This window comes from Flavobacterium rhizosphaerae, assembly GCF_046000445.1.
GTDB classification, from domain to species: Bacteria; Bacteroidota; Bacteroidia; order Flavobacteriales; family Flavobacteriaceae; genus Flavobacterium; species Flavobacterium rhizosphaerae.
The window spans coordinates 108,515-125,503 of record NZ_JBELPZ010000009.1 but is presented as its reverse complement, the minus strand read 5'-3'; the positions used below and the strand labels follow the sequence as shown (position 1 = coordinate 125,503).

The window sequence follows — 16,989 nt, the reverse complement described above, 5'->3', positions numbered from 1 at the left end:
GGCCGCCTGAATTTCAGGCGGTTTTTTTATGCTTATGTAATAAGTAGATTTTTAAAATTATGATGAAAAGGTTATAAGCAGTTACTTAGCCTTTTAAATTTTTTATTGGGTATATTTTTGTACTATAAATTGCAATTTGCTATTGCGATATCGTTAGTGTAAGTATTTAAATTTTTCAATTTTTTCAATTTTGGGTTAAAATTCTGCCGATATGTAACAAAACATGCTTTTAACATAAAGTTTTTGAATAATATGCAGTAAAGTAGAATGTTTATAAATAATAATTTGATTAAATTAAAGAAACTATAAAAATTTTTAATTTGGAATAACTTTAAGTAAATTTACAGACTTTTTTACAAACGAACATTAATATACTTACTATGGCTTTTGATATCGAAATGATCAGGAAAGTGTATGAAGAAATGCCCAAACGCGTTGATAAGGCGCGCGAGCTTGTAGGGCGTCCGCTTACACTATCTGAAAAGATTTTATACGCCCACCTTTGGGAAGGCGAACCTAAACAAGGGTTTACAAGGGGCAAAGACTATGTGGATTTTGCACCAGACAGGGTTGCCTGCCAGGATGCTACCGCGCAAATGGCATTGCTACAATTTATGCATGCCGGCAAGCCACAGGCTGCCGTACCTACTACAGTACACTGTGACCACCTTATACAGGCTAAAGTAGATGCTAAGGCCGATTTAAAGCGTGCAAAAGAGCAAAGCAACGAAGTTTTTGACTTTCTTTCGTCAATTTCAAATAAATACGGCATCGGGTTCTGGAAACCGGGTGCAGGTATCATCCACCAGGTAGTGCTTGAAAATTATGCATTCCCGGGAGGTATGATGATTGGTACCGATTCTCACACGGTTAACGCCGGCGGCCTTGGTATGGTTGCCATTGGTGTTGGTGGTGCCGATGCGGTAGATGTTATGAGCGGTATGGCATGGGAGCTTAAATTCCCTAAGCTTATCGGTGTTAAATTAACAGGGAAACTTTCCGGCTGGACAGCCCCAAAAGATATTATACTTAAAGTAGCAGGCATACTTACCGTAAAAGGTGGTACAGGCGCTATTGTGGAGTATTTTGGAGAAGGTGCAAAATCACTTTCATGTACCGGTAAAGGTACCATTTGTAACATGGGTGCCGAGGTAGGCGCTACGACCTCTACGTTTGGTTATGACGAGTCTATGGACCGTTACCTCCGTGCTACCAACCGTGCCGATGTGGCGGATGAAGCTGCTAAAGTAGCCGATTACCTTACTGCTGACCCGGAAGTGTATGCAAACCCTGAGCAGTATTTTGACCAGATTATTGAAATTAACCTTAGCGAACTTGAGCCTTACCTAAACGGGCCTTTCACTCCGGATTTGGCTACGCCAATATCTAAAATGAAAGAGGAAGCCGCTAAGAATGACTGGCCTCTAAATGTACAGGTAGGCCTTATAGGTTCTTGTACCAACTCGTCTTACGAAGATATTTCACGCTCTGTGTCTATTGCACAGCAGGCTTCTGATAAAAAACTTAAACCTAAATCTAAATTTACCATTACCCCGGGTTCTGAACAGGTACGCTTTACTATAGAGCGCGACGGTTTTATTGATACGTTTGATAAAATTGGCGCTACTGTATTTGCAAATGCGTGCGGCCCATGTATCGGTATGTGGGACAGGGCAGGTGCCGAGAAAGAAGAGCGTAACACTATTGTACACTCTTTTAACCGTAACTTTTCTAAACGTGCCGACGGTAACCCTAACACCCTCGCGTTTGTAGGTTCGCCAGAGCTTGTAACGGCTATTGCTATTGCGGGCGACCTTGGTTTTAACCCAATTACAGACAAACTGATAAATGAAGATGGTGAGGAAGTAATGCTTGATGAGCCTACAGGATGGGAGCTGCCGCCAAACGGCTTTGCTGTTGATGATGCAGGCTACCAGGCCCCGGCTGAAGACGGTAGCAAAGTTGAGGTAAAAGTAAGTCCAACATCTGAGCGTTTACAGCTACTTGCCCCGTTTGAACCATGGAATGGTGAAAACATTATGGGTGCCAAACTGCTTATAAAAGCATACGGTAAATGTACTACTGACCATATTTCTATGGCAGGCCCATGGTTACGTTTCCGCGGACACCTTGACAATATATCTAACAACATGCTTATTGGCGCTGTAAATGCCTTTAACATGAAAACAAATCTTGTTAAAAACGAAATTACCGGTGAGTATGGCCCTGTGCCAGACACAGCACGCGCCTATAAAGCGGCAGGTATACCTACAGTAGTAGTGGGAGACCATAACTATGGTGAAGGTTCCAGCCGTGAGCATGCTGCTATGGAGCCACGCCACCTTGGTGTTAAGGCGGTACTGGTAAAATCATTTGCACGTATACACGAAACCAACCTTAAAAAACAGGGGATGCTTGCGCTTACTTTTGCTAATGAGGCTGATTACGATAAAATACAGGAAGATGATGTATTTAACTTTATTGACCTTAAAGAATTTGCACCGGGCAGGGCACTTACCCTTGAGGTAGTGCATGCTGATGGCAGCAAAGATACTGTTATTGCTAACCACAGCTATAACGAAGGCCAGATAGGCTGGTTTGTAGCCGGTAGCGCGTTAAACCTTATCGCTGCTGCAAGCAGGGGCGAAGTAGAGGTATAGTAACTAAAGTTTTTTTGATTTTATATACTAACTCCCATCCGGCAACGGTGGGAGTTTTTTTATAAGTTACTGTTGCCTTTAAGAAAAAATAGGGTTATTTAGCATTCATGTTTTTTACCTGTAAGGCATTGATAATTGCAGCAGAAGATGCTGTATTATTAAAATACAGGTATGTTTGTTTAAAGTTTTGGCTCATTATATCCTCATACAATGTTTCTATTTGTTGTTGGGTATATTCAGCATAAAACAATTTAGGGTTCCCGTGCATCCTGACGTAACCCGTTTGTGTAGTTTTTATTACAGTGGTGGGAAGCTTAGGGTAATTTACACTGCAAAACGTAATGTTATTATCAGCTAATCTTTTTATTACTCCCTCATTCCACCAGCTTTCATTCCTAAATTCTACAACATTATTAAAATCAGGGTTTGTAGCCATTATAACAGCATCCAACCTTTCGGGAGTATAACTAAAACTTGGCGGTAACTGAAAAAGCACACAGCCTAATTTATCTTTAAGGCCTTCGCGGGCTGTAGCATAGAATTTTTCAATTTCTTCATTGCAATCAACAAGGCGTTTAATATGCGTAATGGTTTTGGGTACTTTAATACTAAATGTAAATGCCTGTGGTGTCTTGTGGTACCACGATTGCAGGCTTTTTACTGTTGGAAACCGGTAAAAAGTAGCATTAAGCTCATATGTATCAAAGTATTTGCAGTAATATTCAAACCACTGTTTTTTTGGCAACCCTTCAGGGTAAAAAACAGGCTGCCAGGATTGTGTGGCATAGCTTGAGCACCCGGTATGCAGATTTGTCTCTTTCATATATAGAGCTTTTGGCAGTTAGTACAAAAAAAGCTACGTCGTTTTTTGGTTCCTGTATAGTGTTTATGCATAGGCAAATCGCAGCGTTTGCATATTTTTTTGGTATGTGCCAGCCAGTGTTTTTTTAAAGTCCCTTCATTTTTCCATCTCAGGAAATCAAAACTATATACCCTCGCTTCTTCTGCTATTTGCCGGAGTTTGTCAGGGGGTATTTGCCCTGTAATTGATTCGGGGTGTACATAAACCCGGTATAGCACTTCGTTTTTTATAATATTGCCAACGCCTGAAAAAATGTCCTGCTCTAAAAGCGCATCGCAAATAAGCATGTTGGGTTTGTTACTGAGTTTTTTAAGGGCGGATTTTTCATCCCATTCCTCCTGCATTACATCAGCAGACCAGTCGTAATACGAATTAACGTTACCTTCCAATACTTTTACCGAAGCCGTATAAATGTTTATTGCACCGGTAGCAAAAGTAAGCCCTAACCTGAGTTTAGCTTCTTTGGTTTCGTTAATACGGTAGGTGCCGAAAAGCAGGAAATGAATGCGTATTGTAAATCCGTCAAAACATAATAATAAATGCTTCCCCCAGGTTTTTATGTCCTCAAGTTTTTTGTTTTCCAGCCGGGGTATATCTATTTTGGCGTTACCGGCAGCAGTAATTACTTTATGGCCGATAAATTCCGTCATTTGTGCTTTGGCGATTAGTATACTGGGACCTTCGGGCATAAGTTTGGTTTTAATAACTATAATATAGTATACTAAAATTATTTAATTAGCCGCACAATTAGTATAAATTGCTGTTAAAGGTTATAAAGAGATATGGGGGGTGTTACCGGGTTTATACCGGAAAAATTAAATAAAAAAAGCCCCTCTGATATGGAGGGGCTTTTAAATAACTTATGTAGTGTATTAAGCTATAACTACGTTTACTGCGTTTGGACCTCTACGACCTTCTTCCACATTGTAACGAACTTCATCATTCTCGCGAATGCTTTCAGTAAGACCTGAAACGTGAACAAAAATTTCTTTTCCACCGTCATTCGGTGTAATAAATCCAAAACCTTTTTCTTCATTGAAGAATTTAACTGTACCTTCTTGCATTATAAATATATTAATTTTGGTGTAAAGATATAATATTTATCGGAACTAACTGATAAATAAGCATTTTTTTCCAAATTTTATATTTACAGCGTACTGTAATGCGCGTTACTGCTACTATTATAGCGTATTATTTAACACTGGTAATTAAGGTTTTTGCAGCCAGCATGCCTATAGATACAGTTATCAATATAAGTCCCTTATATAAAATTAGGTCTCTTTAGTTTCCTGGATTTCTTTGTTTTCAGGAGGTGTTGAGGAGAGGTTGCCGTATTGGTCTACGTAAGCTATCATGCTATCAAACCCCTTACCTTTGTTGTTATTTGTTTTTCTCTGCTGCTTTTTATGAGCTTTGAGTTTTTTTCTTGACACATTTTTTTTAATACCTTCTTTTTTTTGAAAAGAGTCAGCCATATATATATAAATTAAATTGAATACTTTTTTAAATTGGAATATAACTCAATGTATACCAGTTACTATGTGTACATTACATTGATATCGCCCTAAGATTTTATTAGTTTACAGCAAAACACGGAAGACGTTATATTTTAACCTGATATACCAGAATATAAAAGCCTTGTGCTAAAATGTGAGTTAATTGCTGTACTGATGATAAAATGAAGATGGATTTGCCTATACCAGGCACTGAAACCAATATTGTGTAAAGGTACGCAATTTTTTTTGATATAACCCTATAACTGTGCAGCTGCCTGTAGCGGTGCGTTGTTTATTACTGTATAAAATTATAAGGCAATAGCCTGGGGATATATATCTTATATCGCAAAAAAATACCCTTTGCGCAAGGCAAAAGGTATCAGCAGTTGAGGTATTAATTTCAGATAAATCTAAGGCTTATATATTGCGGTTAAATTTTGCCTTTGTCAACAGTTGCTGTTTTAGTTGGTTTTTATCACTTTTTTAGTCAGCCATCCATTATCAGTATACGCCTTTAGCAGGTATTCACCACTTTGTAAACGTGAAAGGTCTATAGAAACTTGCCCTGCGGCCGGAGTAGTTTTTTGTAACAGCCTGCCCTGAAAATCATACACTTCAAACAGCTTTATAGCTTTATTGGTAGTGATGTTTATAAGTCCTTCAGTTGGGTTAGGGTAAATGGTCATAGGCTCAGTAGCAAAATCAGTTGTACCCAGGCTACACACACTGGTAATTTCTGCCATTACAGGCAACCAGGTACACTGGGCAACAATGTCTTCTTCACCATCATCTACACACACAGAGGTTAAGTTTTGATTGTCAGTAAAACCACATTCAAAAGGTACAAGGGCAGATCCTCCATTGCGCAGGTTTATACTTTCTAATAAAGAATTTTCAGAGATACCCACATACATAAGCAAAGGCGAATGGCTCAGGTCAAGCTCTGTAAGCATACTCTGGCTTATTGCAAGTTGGGTAAGGTTAACGGCATCATCAAAATTAAGGCTGGTAAAAGGATTGGATTCAATGCTGGAAAACTCAATAAGGTTGCTAAGGCCGGTAAGGTCTATAGTGGTAAGGGCGTTTCCTGAGCATCGTATTGATTTAAGCGTTTGCATACCTGCTACATTTAATGAGATAATCTGTGCATATTCGCACTCCAGGGCTTCCAGGTGTGTAAATCCGGTAACGTCAAGCGAGGTAATGGAGGTGTGGCCACACATCAGGTTTTTCAGGTTAGGAAACATTGCTGCGTTTATTGATGTAATCTGGTTTACGCCACACTGTATCCACTCAAGGTTTGAGAAAGCTTCCAGCCCGCTAAGGTCGCTTATTGATGCGCCGGATATATTCAGGCCATAAATAGCAGCAGCCTCAGATGCTTCTATCTCACCATCCTGGTTGGTGTCTATTAAAACGGCTACCTCATTTTGGTTATAGCCGGTTGGTGTTGCAGACATTTCTGCCAGCAGTTTTGTTTTTAAATTCTGATCGGTAAAATTGATAACCTGCGCCCCGGCCAAACCGTAAAACAGTAAAAAAGACGGGAGTAAAAATTTTTTCATAGCCAATTTTTTTAAAATGTTGATTTTATTATTTTTTTAATCAAAACAGCTTGGATTGATTATTTCCCTACCTGGCAATATCAATATTTTTTATCTTTTATTACTGATTTAGGGTAAAAAACTGATAAGGATGGTGTTAAAAAAGTGATATAAAGAGACTGTATGTGGCAGGGTATCGTTTAAAAATGATTAGTACAGTCAGGTTAAAACTATTACACAGATTAAAAAAATACTATTTTTTATGTTTTTTGAAAAAAATACCTAAATTTACATCCGTACAGAAAGCATATTTCTGATTAATAAAAATATGATATACAATCAGCTACATCATCATCATTTTCACACTGGCTCAAATGCGAGAAGGAAATGATATGTAGTTAACTAAAAATATTTTCTAAACCCGTTTGAGTAAAATCAGGCGGGTTTTTTTGTATTTATCACTTCCCTTCTCTTTTTACTCAGGCATATTTCAGGATAACAAATGAGTAAATTAAAAATGGCCGTACAAAAAAACGGCAGGCTTAGCGAAAAATCATTGCTGTTACTTAAAGAGTGCGGCATTAAAGTAACTAATGGAGAACGTACGCTAAAAGCTACCTCACCAAATTTTCCAATCGAGATTTTGTTCTTGAGGGATGATGACATTCCGCAATATGTTGAACAGGGCGTTGCCGATGTGGGCATATTGGGTGAAAATGAAGTATGGGAAAGGAATAAAGATGTAAAAATTATAAACAACCTTGGTTTTGCAAACTGCCGCCTCTCCCTTGCCATACCTAAAGATGCCCAATATACCGGCATATCTTATTTCAGCAGGAAAAAAATAGCAACCAGCTATCCGGTAATACTTCAGCAATTTTTAAACAAAAATAACCTTACAGCCGAAATTGAAACCATAAGCGGCAGTGTGGAAATTTCCCCGGGCATTGGCCTTGCAGATGCCATTTTTGATATTGTAAGCACCGGCAGTACCTTACAGATTAACGGGCTGAAAGAAGTGGAAGTAGTAACTACAAGCCAGGCCGTTTTAATTGCCAATACAAATCTGGATAACGAAAAGCAGGCTATACTTGATAAGCTGCTTTTCAGGATACAATCGGTTAAAAATGCCGCCGAGAATAAATATATACTCCTTAACGCCCCAACCACCGCCGTAGAAAAAATTACCCGGGTATTACCAGGTATGAAGAGCCCAACTGTATTACCACTAAAAGAACCCGGGTGGAGCAGCATACACTCGGTTATACGTGAAGACGATTTTTGGGATAAGATAGACCACCTGAAAACACTGGGCGCCGAAGGCATACTGATTGTAAATGTTGAAAAAATGATACTCTAAGCCATGATACAGACAATTATACAGCCCGGTAGGGCCGAGTGGGAGGCACTTTGCCAGCGGCCAAAAATTCAGGGCCTTAACCTTGATGAACTGACGCAGCAGGTATTTAAGGAAATTGAGCGCGACGGCGACAGGGCGATATATAAATATACAGCGCTTTTTGATGGTATTGTACCACAAAGCCTGAAACTTACACCCGCTGAAATAGCTGAGTGTGCTGCAAAAACACCCGAAGAATTGCAACAGGCTATACAAGTGGCTAAAGCAAATATTGAAAAATTTCACGGGTTGCAGAAAGAAACAATAAGTTATGTTGAAACAACCCCCGGGGTAGTATGCTGGCGGGAAAGCCGGGCTATAGAAAAGGTAGGTATTTATATACCCGGCGGTTCGGCGCCGTTATTTTCTACAGTGCTTATGCTGGCCATACCCGCCCGTATTGCAGGATGTAAGCAAATTGTATTATGCACACCACCAGGCCAGGACGGAAAAATAAATGATGCCATACTGTATGCGGCACAAATTACAGGTGTTACAGAGGTTTATGCCGTTGGGGGCATACAGGCTATAGGGGCAATGGCAATAGGGACTGAAAGCGTACCCAAAGTTGATAAAATTTTTGGGCCGGGCAACCAATATGTAACCGCTGCCAAGCAAATGGCCGTGCGGTATGGCACAACGATAGATTTACCTGCAGGGCCGAGTGAAGTGCTGGTAATAGCCGATGATACTGTCAACCCGGAGTACATTGCCGCAGATTTACTCTCACAGGCGGAGCACGGGCCCGACAGCCAGGTTTTATTATTGAGTACCGATAAAGCCGTGGCAGAGGATACCCTTGTTGCCCTTAACCGACAGGTTGACCGCTTACCCCGAAAAGATATTGCTTTAAAAACATTAAAAAACAGTAAGGTTATAGTACTTAACACTATTGAAGAGTGTATTGCCTTTAGTAATATGTATGCACCTGAACATTTGATTATTGCAGGGGATACTGCTGAAAATTATATTGACAGGGTAGTTAATGCGGGATCTGTTTTTTTGGGTAATTACAGCTGTGAAAGTGCTGGAGATTATGCCAGCGGCACCAACCACACCCTGCCCACAAATGGTTATGCAAAAAGCTGCAGCGGGGTATCGCTGGACAGTTTTATAAAAAAGATAACGTTTCAGAAAATAACCCCAGCCGGACTGCAAAATATTGGCCCGGCTATAGCCGTAATGGCCAAAGCCGAACAGCTTGATGCGCACAGCAATGCAGTAACAATACGACTAAAAGACCTTAAAAATGTTTGATATAACCAAAATAGTACGCCCCAATATACTGGCGTTGCAACCCTATTCTTCGGCGCGGGATGAGTTTACCGGCAGTGCAGGCATTTTTCTTGATGCCAACGAAAATCCGTTTGGCGCACTTAACCGTTACCCGGATCCGCTGCAAAAAGAATTGAAACAAAGAATAGCAGAGATTAAATCCGTCAGTCCGGAAAATATTTTTCTTGGTAACGGCAGTGATGAAGCAATAGACCTGTGCTACCGTATTTTTTGTGAACCGGGTATAGATAAAGCCCTCACGTTTACGCCTACTTATGGCATGTACCAGGTATCGGCAGCCATAAATAACGTAACATTGGTAAACCTGCCGCTTACCTGTGACTTTCAGGTGGATTTTAACAGGTTATCAAAAGTACTTGAAGATGATACTGTTAAACTACTATTTATCTGCTCGCCCAACAACCCAACAGGCAATACCCTTAAAGGTGTTGAAACCATTATAAAAAACTTTAAAGGTATTGTAGTGGTTGATGAGGCTTACGCCGATTTTAGCGGCACTTCGCTGGTAGCAACACTACATAACTATCCTAACCTTATTGTTTTACAAACCCTTAGCAAAGCATGGGGGCTGGCAACAGTGCGCATAGGGATGGCTTTTGCCTCAACGCCCATAACAGCCCTTTTCAATAAGGTTAAACCGCCCTATAATATTAGTATGCTTAATTATACTGCAGCCCTGAAGGCATTAGGCAATACAGAACAATATGGGCAGCAGGTAAAATTATTGGTAGCCGAAAGAAACAAAATGGCCGGGGCGCTTAGCCGTTTGCCTATGGTTACAAAAGTATATCCTTCAAAGGCAAATTTTCTTTTGGTTGAGGTAACAAATGCAGACGCTGTTTATCAAAAACTTGCTGCGCAGGGCATTATTATAAGAAACCGGAATAAAGTGGTAGCCAATTGCCTGCGTATATCTATAGGTACACCTGATGAAAACAGGATATTACTAAACGCTTTACAACAGATAACTGTATGAAAAAAGTATTATTTATAGACAGGGATGGCACGTTGGTAAATGAGCCTCCTGTAGACCTTCAGCTTGACAGCCTTGAAAAACTGGAATTTTATCCTGGGGTTTTTGGCGGATTGTCAAAAATTGCCCTCGAGCTGGATTATGAACTTGTAATGGTAACCAACCAGGACGGGCTGGGCACAGCTTCGTTTCCGGAAGAAACCTTTTTTCCTGCCCATAATAAAATAATCGGGGCTTTTAAGAATGAAGGCATATACTTTAATGAAATACTTATAGACAGGAGTTTTGCCCACCAAAACCTGCCTACACGCAAGCCGGGCACCGCATTGCTTACCCACTATATTAAAGGAGGGTATGATATGGCAAACTCGTATGTTATTGGCGACAGGGTTACCGATGTACAACTGGCTAAAAACGTAGGGTGCAAGTCGATATTTATAGGAGAGCAGTGCGAAGAGGCAACATTTGCCACCAAAAGCTGGGAGGCTATTTACCAGTATTTAAAGCAAATACCAAGAATAGCTACGGTATATAGAAAAACCAGCGAAACCAGCATTACCATATCCTTAGATCTTGACGGCAGCGGTAAAAGTGATATTGATACCGGGATTGGCTTTTTTGACCACATGCTGGATCAGCTTGCCCGGCACGGTAATGTTGACTTATCGGTACTGGTAAAAGGTGATTTGCACATAGATGAGCACCACACTATTGAAGACACCGCACTGGCGTTAGGCGAAGCATTTTTACTGGCATTGGGCAGCAAAAAAGGTATTGAACGCTATGGCTACCTCTTGCCAATGGATGACTGCCTGGCACAGGTAGCTATTGATTTTGGAGGCAGGCCGTGGCTGGTTTGGGAAGCCGGATTTAAACGTGAAAATATAGGAGGCATGCCTACCGAAATGTTTTTTCACTTTTTTAAATCATTTACCGATACGGCAAAGTGCAACCTCAATATTAAAGCTGAAGGCAATAACGAACACCATAAAATTGAAGCCATATTTAAGGCCTTTGCCAAAGCTGTAAAAATGGCCATAAAACAAACAGCTAATTATGCCATACCAAGCACTAAGGGAATATTATGATAGCGATACTACATTACAACGCGGGTAACATACAATCCGTGCAAAATGCCATAAACAGGCTTGGTTACAACTGCATAGTAACCGATGATAAAGCATTGCTGCTAACGGCAGATAAAGTTATTTTTCCGGGTGTAGGCCATGCTGCATCTGCCATGGCGCACTTACAGGCAAAAGGGCTTGATACGCTATTGTTGTCGCTAAAACAGCCGGTGCTGGGTATTTGCCTGGGCCTGCAGCTTATGTGCCGGCATACCGAGGAGGGCAACACCCTGGGGCTTGGTATTTTTGATACTGATGTAACGTGCTTTCCGCCTACAGAAATTGTGCCCCACATGGGGTGGAATACACTAACACCCAAACCTTGCCTGCTGTTTGACGGAATAGGCGATGGGGAACATTTTTACTTTGTGCATAGTTACTATGCAGCATTGTGTAATAACAGCGTTGCCACCTGCAATTATATACTGCCCTACAGCGCGGCATTGCAAAAAGATAACTTTTATGCAGTGCAGTTTCATCCGGAAAAATCGGGTGCGGCGGGCGAAAAATTATTAAAAAACTTTTTATCCTTATGAAAATAATCCCTGCTATAGATATTATAAACGGAAAGTGTGTACGCCTTACCCAAGGCGATTATACTACCCAAAAAGTGTATAATGAAAACCCTGTTGAGGTTGCCCGGCAGTTTGAAGGTGCCGGTATACAATACCTGCACCTGGTAGACCTGGATGGTGCAAAATCGGGAACTATAACTAATTACAAAGTATTAGAAGCCATAGCGCAGCAAACCAGACTGAAAATTGATTTTGGCGGCGGCATAAAAAGCGATGATGATATACAAACGGCATTTAATTGCGGTGCCTCTCAAGTTACCGCCGGGAGCATAGCGGTTAAAAATCCGGAACTGGTGTGGCAATGGCTGCAAACCTACGGCAACGACAAGATATTGCTGGGCGCCGATTGCCATAACCGCAAAATAGCCATTAACGGCTGGCAACAGCAAAGCGAAACAGATGTGTTTGATTTTATACAGGCCTATAAACAAAAAGGCATTACAACCGTAATATGCACCGATATTTCTAAAGATGGCATGTTGCAGGGGCCTTCTGTAGCACTGTATAAAGAGCTGATAGCTGCAACGGGCATACACCTTATTGCCAGCGGGGGTATAGCATCTCTTAAGGATGTTGCCATACTTAAGCAAATTGGGTGTGCGGGCGCCATAATAGGCAAAGCCCTGTATGAAGGAAATATTACCTTAAAAGAACTGAGTAAATTATGCTGAAAAAAAGAATAATACCCTGCCTTGATATAAAAAACGGCAGGGTGGTAAAAGGGGTCAATTTTATAGGACTTAAGGATGCGGGCGATCCAGTGGCACTGGCAAAGCAATATGCCCGTGAGGGAGCAGATGAGCTGGTGTTTCTGGATATTACCGCTACATCTGAAAGGAGGAAAACACTTGCTGCACTGGTTACTGATATAGCAAGGGAAATTAATATACCCTTTACGGTTGGGGGCGGCATAAAAACGGTTGAAGAAGCAGCTATACTGCTGCATTGTGGGGCAGATAAAATAAGCGTAAACACCTCGGCAGTTATAAATCCGCTACTTATCCAACAAATTGCTGCCAAACTGGGCAGCCAGGCCGTTGTTGCTGCCATTGATGCGAAAATGGTAAACAATACCTGGGAAGTGTTTATAAACGGCGGCAAAACTGCCACAGGTATAGAACTTGTAAGCTGGGCCAGGCATGTTGCCGAAATGGGAGCGGGGGAAATACTTTTTACCTCAATGAACAGTGATGGCACTAAAAGCGGATTTGAACTAAATGCATTGCAGGCAGTATGCAATGCGGTCAACATTCCGGTTATTGCATCGGGTGGTGCGGGTACAATGCAACATTTTGAGGAGTTGTTTTCTACAACCAAGGCAAGCGCAGCCCTGGCAGCAAGTATCTTTCATTTTGGAGAAATACCCCTGCCACAACTTAAAAATTATTTAAAGCAAAAAAACATACCCATACGATGAAACCGGACTTTATAAAACTAAACGGGCTGCTGCCTGTAATTATTCAGGATGCTGCCAGCCTTGAAGTACTCATGCTGGGTTATATGAACCAAGAAGCGTTTAATAAAACCTGTACAGAAAAAAGGGTAACTTTTTACAGCCGCAGCCGCAAAATGCTTTGGACTAAAGGAGAAACATCAGGCAATTACCTTACGGTAGCCTCAATGGGGTTAGATTGCGATAGCGATACCTTGCTTATTAAGGCAATACCAGCAGGGCCTACCTGCCATACCGGTAGTTATTCCTGCTTTGGTAACCAAAGCAATAAAGGGTTTTTATATAAACTTGAGCAAAAAATATCCGACAGGATTGATTCAGATGCAGATGGATCCTATACAAATGCCCTGTATAAAAAAGGGATTAATAAAATTGCCCAAAAAGTAGGTGAGGAAGCTGTGGAGCTTATTATAGAAGCGAAAGACAATAACCAGGAGCTTTTTACCAATGAAGCTGCAGATTTGCTGTACCATTATTTAGTGCTGCTGAAAGCAAAAGGGGTTTCATTGCAAACCATAGAGGGTGTAATGCGCAGCAGGGTATAGGTGCGGTAAATTTTTTTAAATGCCAGCCTCATTAAATAACTGTGTAAATATTTGTTTTACATATTCTTAACATTTTATTTATGTTTTAAAAGTTGCGTAGAATTTTCATAATGATAACTTTGCGAGTATTTATTATTTTCTAAGCTTCAGTTAATTACAAAAAAAGTAAAGAATTTAAACTGATGCTTGGCAGTTATGTGCCGAAACTAATTTTAATTAAACAATTTACACATGAAAATTTTTACAAAAAGAGTATTACTTCTTTTAGTAATGGCTTTGGTACTTCCGGCATCGTTTTACGGGCAGGCGGTGTTTTCTAATGAAATTAACGACAGCAACCCGGGCGATTTTAACCCGTACACCTCCGGGCAGGTTGTAAACGCCAATATTACTGCCAGCGGTATAGGCCGGGGGCCGGGTATTACAGTAAATGGCGGTTCGTCACGGTATAATGCCAAAGGATGGAATACAGCAGATTTAGCTGCTGACAATTATTTTTATTTTACCCTTACGCCTAATGCAGGCTATGAAATAGATTTTGACAGTTTTATGTATACCGGGCAAAAATCGGGTACAGGGCCTAAGTATTTTTCGATAAGGACAAGCCTGGATAATTACACAACTGATGTGTATACCTATTCTGAAACGGGTGATGCTTCAATGACATTTCCTGAACTTACGGCAAGTTTATCAGCAAGTACTTTTCAGGGCATTACACAGGCTATTACATTCCGTTTTTATGCCTGGGGCGCAACTTCGGCTACAGGAAGCTTTAGTATAAACGATTTTGCCTTTAACGGTACTGTAGCATTAGCTGCGCTGGCTGCGCCCGTTACTGCTGTAACAGATGTTAACGCTACAGGTTTTACAGCCACATGGAACGCCGTACCCGGCGCCACAGGCTACTATCTTGATGTGAGCACAGACCCTGATTTTTCAGGGGCGGTTCCTGAACTGGACCCGTGGATAAACGAGTTTCATTATGATAATTCCGGTACCGATACCGGAGAGTTTGTTGAGGTTGTAGTGCCCAATAGCTTACTACCTGTTTTAGCTGATATAAAAGTTACACTATATAACCAAACCGGTGGTGTATCTTATGATGAGAAAAATTTAAGCGAGTTTACAGCAGGTACTAATACAGGTTCTTTTACGGTATTTTATTATACCTACCCCTCTAACGGCATACAAAACGGAGATGCTGACGGTATTGCCCTTTCGGTTGACGGGAGTGTGGTACAGTTTATCTCTTATGAAGGTACCCTTACCGCATCAGACGGAGATGCTACAGGCATGGCCTCTACAGATGTAGGTGTTAGCGAGCCCACCAGTACCCCAGCCGGTAACAGCTTAATGCTTACAGGTACGGGAACAGGCTATTCAGATTTTACCTGGAGTGGCCCCGATGTTGCCTCACCGGGTAGCGTAAACCCCGGCCAGACACTGGAGGTGCCTGCGGGTGTGCCGAATTTTGTTACAGGATACCAAAACCTTGATGTAGGCAATGTACTCATATATAACGTTACAGGCCTTGAGGCAAATGTTACGTATTATTACCGTGTAAGGGCTTATAACAGCACTTCAGTTTCTACAGACTCTACTACTACCCCTGTAACTACAAGCTGCCCGGTTGTTGCGCTGCCCACAGCCAACGGCCAGTTGTTTTGCGGTGCCGCTACTGTAGCCAGCCTTGCAGTAACCACAGGCGAAATGACTAAATGGTATGCCTCTGAAACCGCTGTTGATGCCCTTGCGGATGATACCGTAGTTGAAACCGGCACCTATTATGTAAGCCAAACGGTAAACGGTTGCGAAAGTGAGCGTGTTGCTGTAGAAATAGTTGTTAACCCCGTGCCGGATGCCCCTGCTATAACTTCGCAACTGTTTTGTGGCACTGCCACCACTGCAGACCTGCCTTTAGGCAATGGCCTTATATGGTATACTACCCTAACAGGTGATAATTACCTTGCGGTAGATGCCGAACTTTCTACAGGTACCTACTATGTATCTCAGATAATTAACGGCTGCCAGAGTGAGCGTATAGCTGTAAGTGTAACCGTAAACCCTGTTCCTGATGCACCTGTGGTACCGGCGCAGCTTTTTTGCGGTAGCGCCATGCCTGCCGAACTTCCTATAGGGCCCGGTATGATATGGTATACCGATGCAGAGGGTACTATACCCCTTGCGACAGATGCCGAACTTTCAACAGGTACCTATTATGCCTCTCAGATAGTGTTGGGTTGCGAAAGTGCTGTAACGGCTGTAAGTGTAACCGTAAACCCGGTTCCGGATGCGCCTGTGGTAGCAAACCAGTCGTTCTGCGGCAGCGCTACTGCTATGGACCTGCCTGTTGATTCCGGCTATATTTGGTATACGGATGCACAAGGTACTGAAATACTTGCCGTGAATGCAACGCTTACTACCGGGGTTTATTATGTATCTCAAATAGTAATGGGCTGCCCAAGCGCACTGGTTGCCGTTGATGTTACCGTAACACCTTTAGAAATGCCTACAGGCGATATTATGCAGGACTTTACCGAAGGGCAAACGCTTGCAGACCTTGACGTAACCGGAGTTAATATAATGTGGTATGCTGACGGAGCGCTTTCACAGCCGCTGGATGCCACAACCCCGCTTGTAGATAATAATACTTACTATGCCGTATCTGTTAACGGTGACTGTGTTAGTGAACCGTTTGCGGTTACCACTAACTTAGTACTGGCACGTGCCGAATTTGAACTATCGGCACTTGCTTATTACCCTAACCCGGTTAGTGATGTGCTTACCATTTCTTACCAACAGGAAATTGCCTCGGTAGATGTGTATAACCTGTTAGGGCAAACTGTACTTGCGCAGCCGGTTAATAACCGGGAGGCTAACATTAATATGGCAGGCCTTGCTGAGGGTACTTATATGGTAAAAGTAGTTTCGGGTACTACAACCACTATGGTAAAAGTGCTGAAAAAATAATCTCCACCCCCACAATTCTATATATAACCAGGGCTGCCTTTTTTAAGAAGGCAGCCCTTTTATTTTTAGCAATTTCAGCTTTACTGTAC

15 protein-coding genes are annotated in these 16,989 nt (G+C 41.7%); 10 read left to right on the top strand and 5 right to left on the bottom strand.

Going from position 1 to position 16,989, the window contains the following annotated elements; genetic code table 11:
• Nucleotides 1-380 precede the first annotated feature (380 nt).
• Nucleotides 381-2,660, top strand: coding sequence for an aconitate hydratase (locus ABS766_RS10445; protein ID WP_408085092.1), 2,280 nt, complete (start codon nt 381-383; stop codon nt 2,658-2,660).
• Between the two features lie 94 nt (nt 2,661-2,754).
• Here the strand turns inward: ABS766_RS10445 and ABS766_RS10440 are convergent, their stop codons facing one another.
• The 5 genes from ABS766_RS10440 to ABS766_RS10420 form a co-directional block, all read right to left on the bottom strand.
• Nucleotides 2,755-3,483: a DUF72 domain-containing protein gene (locus ABS766_RS10440; protein ID WP_408085091.1), complete on the bottom strand. Its 729-nt coding sequence runs from the start codon at nt 3,481-3,483 to the stop codon at nt 2,755-2,757.
• The gene (locus ABS766_RS10435; RefSeq protein ID WP_408085090.1) at nt 3,480-4,211 is read right to left on the bottom strand and encodes an endonuclease; all 732 of its coding nucleotides are present in this window, start codon (nt 4,209-4,211) and stop codon (nt 3,480-3,482) included. The genes ABS766_RS10440 and ABS766_RS10435 overlap by 4 nt, the downstream gene beginning before the upstream one ends.
• A gap of 183 nt (nt 4,212-4,394) precedes the next feature.
• Complete coding sequence (locus ABS766_RS10430) at nt 4,395-4,586, bottom strand: cold-shock protein (protein ID WP_408085089.1); 192 nt, start codon at nt 4,584-4,586, stop codon at nt 4,395-4,397.
• Nucleotides 4,587-4,793: 207 nt separating this feature from the next.
• Nucleotides 4,794-4,997 carry a hypothetical protein gene (locus tag ABS766_RS10425; protein ID WP_408085088.1) on the bottom strand — a complete coding sequence of 68 codons (204 nt, stop codon included), beginning with the start codon at nt 4,995-4,997 and terminating at the stop codon, nt 4,794-4,796.
• Between the two features lie 482 nt (nt 4,998-5,479).
• The gene (locus ABS766_RS10420; protein WP_408085087.1) at nt 5,480-6,583 is read right to left on the bottom strand and encodes a T9SS type A sorting domain-containing protein; all 1,104 of its coding nucleotides are present in this window, start codon (nt 6,581-6,583) and stop codon (nt 5,480-5,482) included.
• 481 nt (nt 6,584-7,064) lie between these two features.
• On the opposite strand from ABS766_RS10420, the gene hisG reads away from it, so the two are divergent.
• From hisG to ABS766_RS10375, 9 genes are all read left to right on the top strand, one after another.
• The gene (hisG, locus tag ABS766_RS10415; RefSeq protein WP_408085086.1) at nt 7,065-7,922 is read left to right on the top strand and encodes an ATP phosphoribosyltransferase; all 858 of its coding nucleotides are present in this window, start codon (nt 7,065-7,067) and stop codon (nt 7,920-7,922) included.
• 6 nt (nt 7,923-7,928) lie between these two features.
• Nucleotides 7,929-9,218 (top strand): histidinol dehydrogenase, encoded by a 1,290-nt coding sequence (hisD, locus tag ABS766_RS10410; protein ID WP_457809843.1) that lies wholly within the window; start codon nt 7,929-7,931, stop codon nt 9,216-9,218.
• On the top strand, nt 9,211-10,233 hold the full coding sequence (hisC, locus tag ABS766_RS10405) for a histidinol-phosphate transaminase (RefSeq protein ID WP_408085084.1): 1,023 nt from the start codon (nt 9,211-9,213) through the stop codon (nt 10,231-10,233). Before hisD ends, hisC begins: the two co-directional genes overlap by 8 nt.
• Nucleotides 10,230-11,318 (top strand): bifunctional histidinol-phosphatase/imidazoleglycerol-phosphate dehydratase HisB, encoded by a 1,089-nt coding sequence (gene hisB / locus ABS766_RS10400; protein WP_408085083.1) that lies wholly within the window; start codon nt 10,230-10,232, stop codon nt 11,316-11,318. Before hisC ends, hisB begins: the two co-directional genes overlap by 4 nt.
• Nucleotides 11,315-11,893, top strand: a complete 579-nt coding sequence (gene hisH / locus ABS766_RS10395) for an imidazole glycerol phosphate synthase subunit HisH (RefSeq protein ID WP_408085082.1) — start codon at nt 11,315-11,317, stop codon at nt 11,891-11,893. The genes hisB and hisH overlap by 4 nt, the downstream gene beginning before the upstream one ends.
• Nucleotides 11,890-12,603 carry a 1-(5-phosphoribosyl)-5-[(5-phosphoribosylamino)methylideneamino]imidazole-4-carboxamide isomerase gene (hisA, locus tag ABS766_RS10390; RefSeq protein ID WP_408085081.1) on the top strand — a complete coding sequence of 238 codons (714 nt, stop codon included), beginning with the start codon at nt 11,890-11,892 and terminating at the stop codon, nt 12,601-12,603. Before hisH ends, hisA begins: the two co-directional genes overlap by 4 nt.
• Nucleotides 12,597-13,349 (top strand): imidazole glycerol phosphate synthase subunit HisF, encoded by a 753-nt coding sequence (gene hisF / locus ABS766_RS10385; RefSeq protein ID WP_408085080.1) that lies wholly within the window; start codon nt 12,597-12,599, stop codon nt 13,347-13,349. The genes hisA and hisF overlap by 7 nt, the downstream gene beginning before the upstream one ends.
• Nucleotides 13,346-13,930, top strand: coding sequence for a bifunctional phosphoribosyl-AMP cyclohydrolase/phosphoribosyl-ATP diphosphatase HisIE (gene hisIE / locus ABS766_RS10380; protein ID WP_408085079.1), 585 nt, complete (start codon nt 13,346-13,348; stop codon nt 13,928-13,930). The genes hisF and hisIE overlap by 4 nt, the downstream gene beginning before the upstream one ends.
• Before the next feature lie 231 nt (nt 13,931-14,161).
• Complete coding sequence (locus tag ABS766_RS10375; RefSeq protein WP_408085078.1) at nt 14,162-16,900, top strand: Ig-like domain-containing protein; 2,739 nt, start codon at nt 14,162-14,164, stop codon at nt 16,898-16,900.
• Nucleotides 16,901-16,989: the final 89 nt, after the last annotated feature.

What these genes read in the sequence shown, in the direction of transcription:
- hisA (WP_408085081.1), top strand. Translation starts at nt 11,890, where the DNA reads ATGAAAATAATCCCTGCTATAGATATTATAAACGGAAAGTGTGTACGC.
- hisC (WP_408085084.1), top strand. Translation starts at nt 9,211, where the DNA reads ATGTTTGATATAACCAAAATAGTACGCCCCAATATACTGGCGTTGCAA.
- hisG (WP_408085086.1), top strand. Translation starts at nt 7,065, where the DNA reads ATGAGTAAATTAAAAATGGCCGTACAAAAAAACGGCAGGCTTAGCGAA.
- ABS766_RS10430 (WP_408085089.1), bottom strand. Translation starts at nt 4,586, where the DNA reads ATGCAAGAAGGTACAGTTAAATTCTTCAATGAAGAAAAAGGTTTTGGA.
- ABS766_RS10375 (WP_408085078.1), top strand. Translation starts at nt 14,162, where the DNA reads ATGAAAATTTTTACAAAAAGAGTATTACTTCTTTTAGTAATGGCTTTG.
- hisIE (WP_408085079.1), top strand. Translation starts at nt 13,346, where the DNA reads ATGAAACCGGACTTTATAAAACTAAACGGGCTGCTGCCTGTAATTATT.
- hisB (WP_408085083.1), top strand. Translation starts at nt 10,230, where the DNA reads ATGAAAAAAGTATTATTTATAGACAGGGATGGCACGTTGGTAAATGAG.
- ABS766_RS10445 (WP_408085092.1), top strand. Translation starts at nt 381, where the DNA reads ATGGCTTTTGATATCGAAATGATCAGGAAAGTGTATGAAGAAATGCCC.
- ABS766_RS10420 (WP_408085087.1), bottom strand. Translation starts at nt 6,583, where the DNA reads ATGAAAAAATTTTTACTCCCGTCTTTTTTACTGTTTTACGGTTTGGCC.
- ABS766_RS10435 (WP_408085090.1), bottom strand. Translation starts at nt 4,211, where the DNA reads ATGCCCGAAGGTCCCAGTATACTAATCGCCAAAGCACAAATGACGGAA.
- ABS766_RS10425 (WP_408085088.1), bottom strand. Translation starts at nt 4,997, where the DNA reads ATGGCTGACTCTTTTCAAAAAAAAGAAGGTATTAAAAAAAATGTGTCA.
- ABS766_RS10440 (WP_408085091.1), bottom strand. Translation starts at nt 3,483, where the DNA reads ATGAAAGAGACAAATCTGCATACCGGGTGCTCAAGCTATGCCACACAA.
- hisH (WP_408085082.1), top strand. Translation starts at nt 11,315, where the DNA reads ATGATAGCGATACTACATTACAACGCGGGTAACATACAATCCGTGCAA.
- hisF (WP_408085080.1), top strand. Translation starts at nt 12,597, where the DNA reads ATGCTGAAAAAAAGAATAATACCCTGCCTTGATATAAAAAACGGCAGG.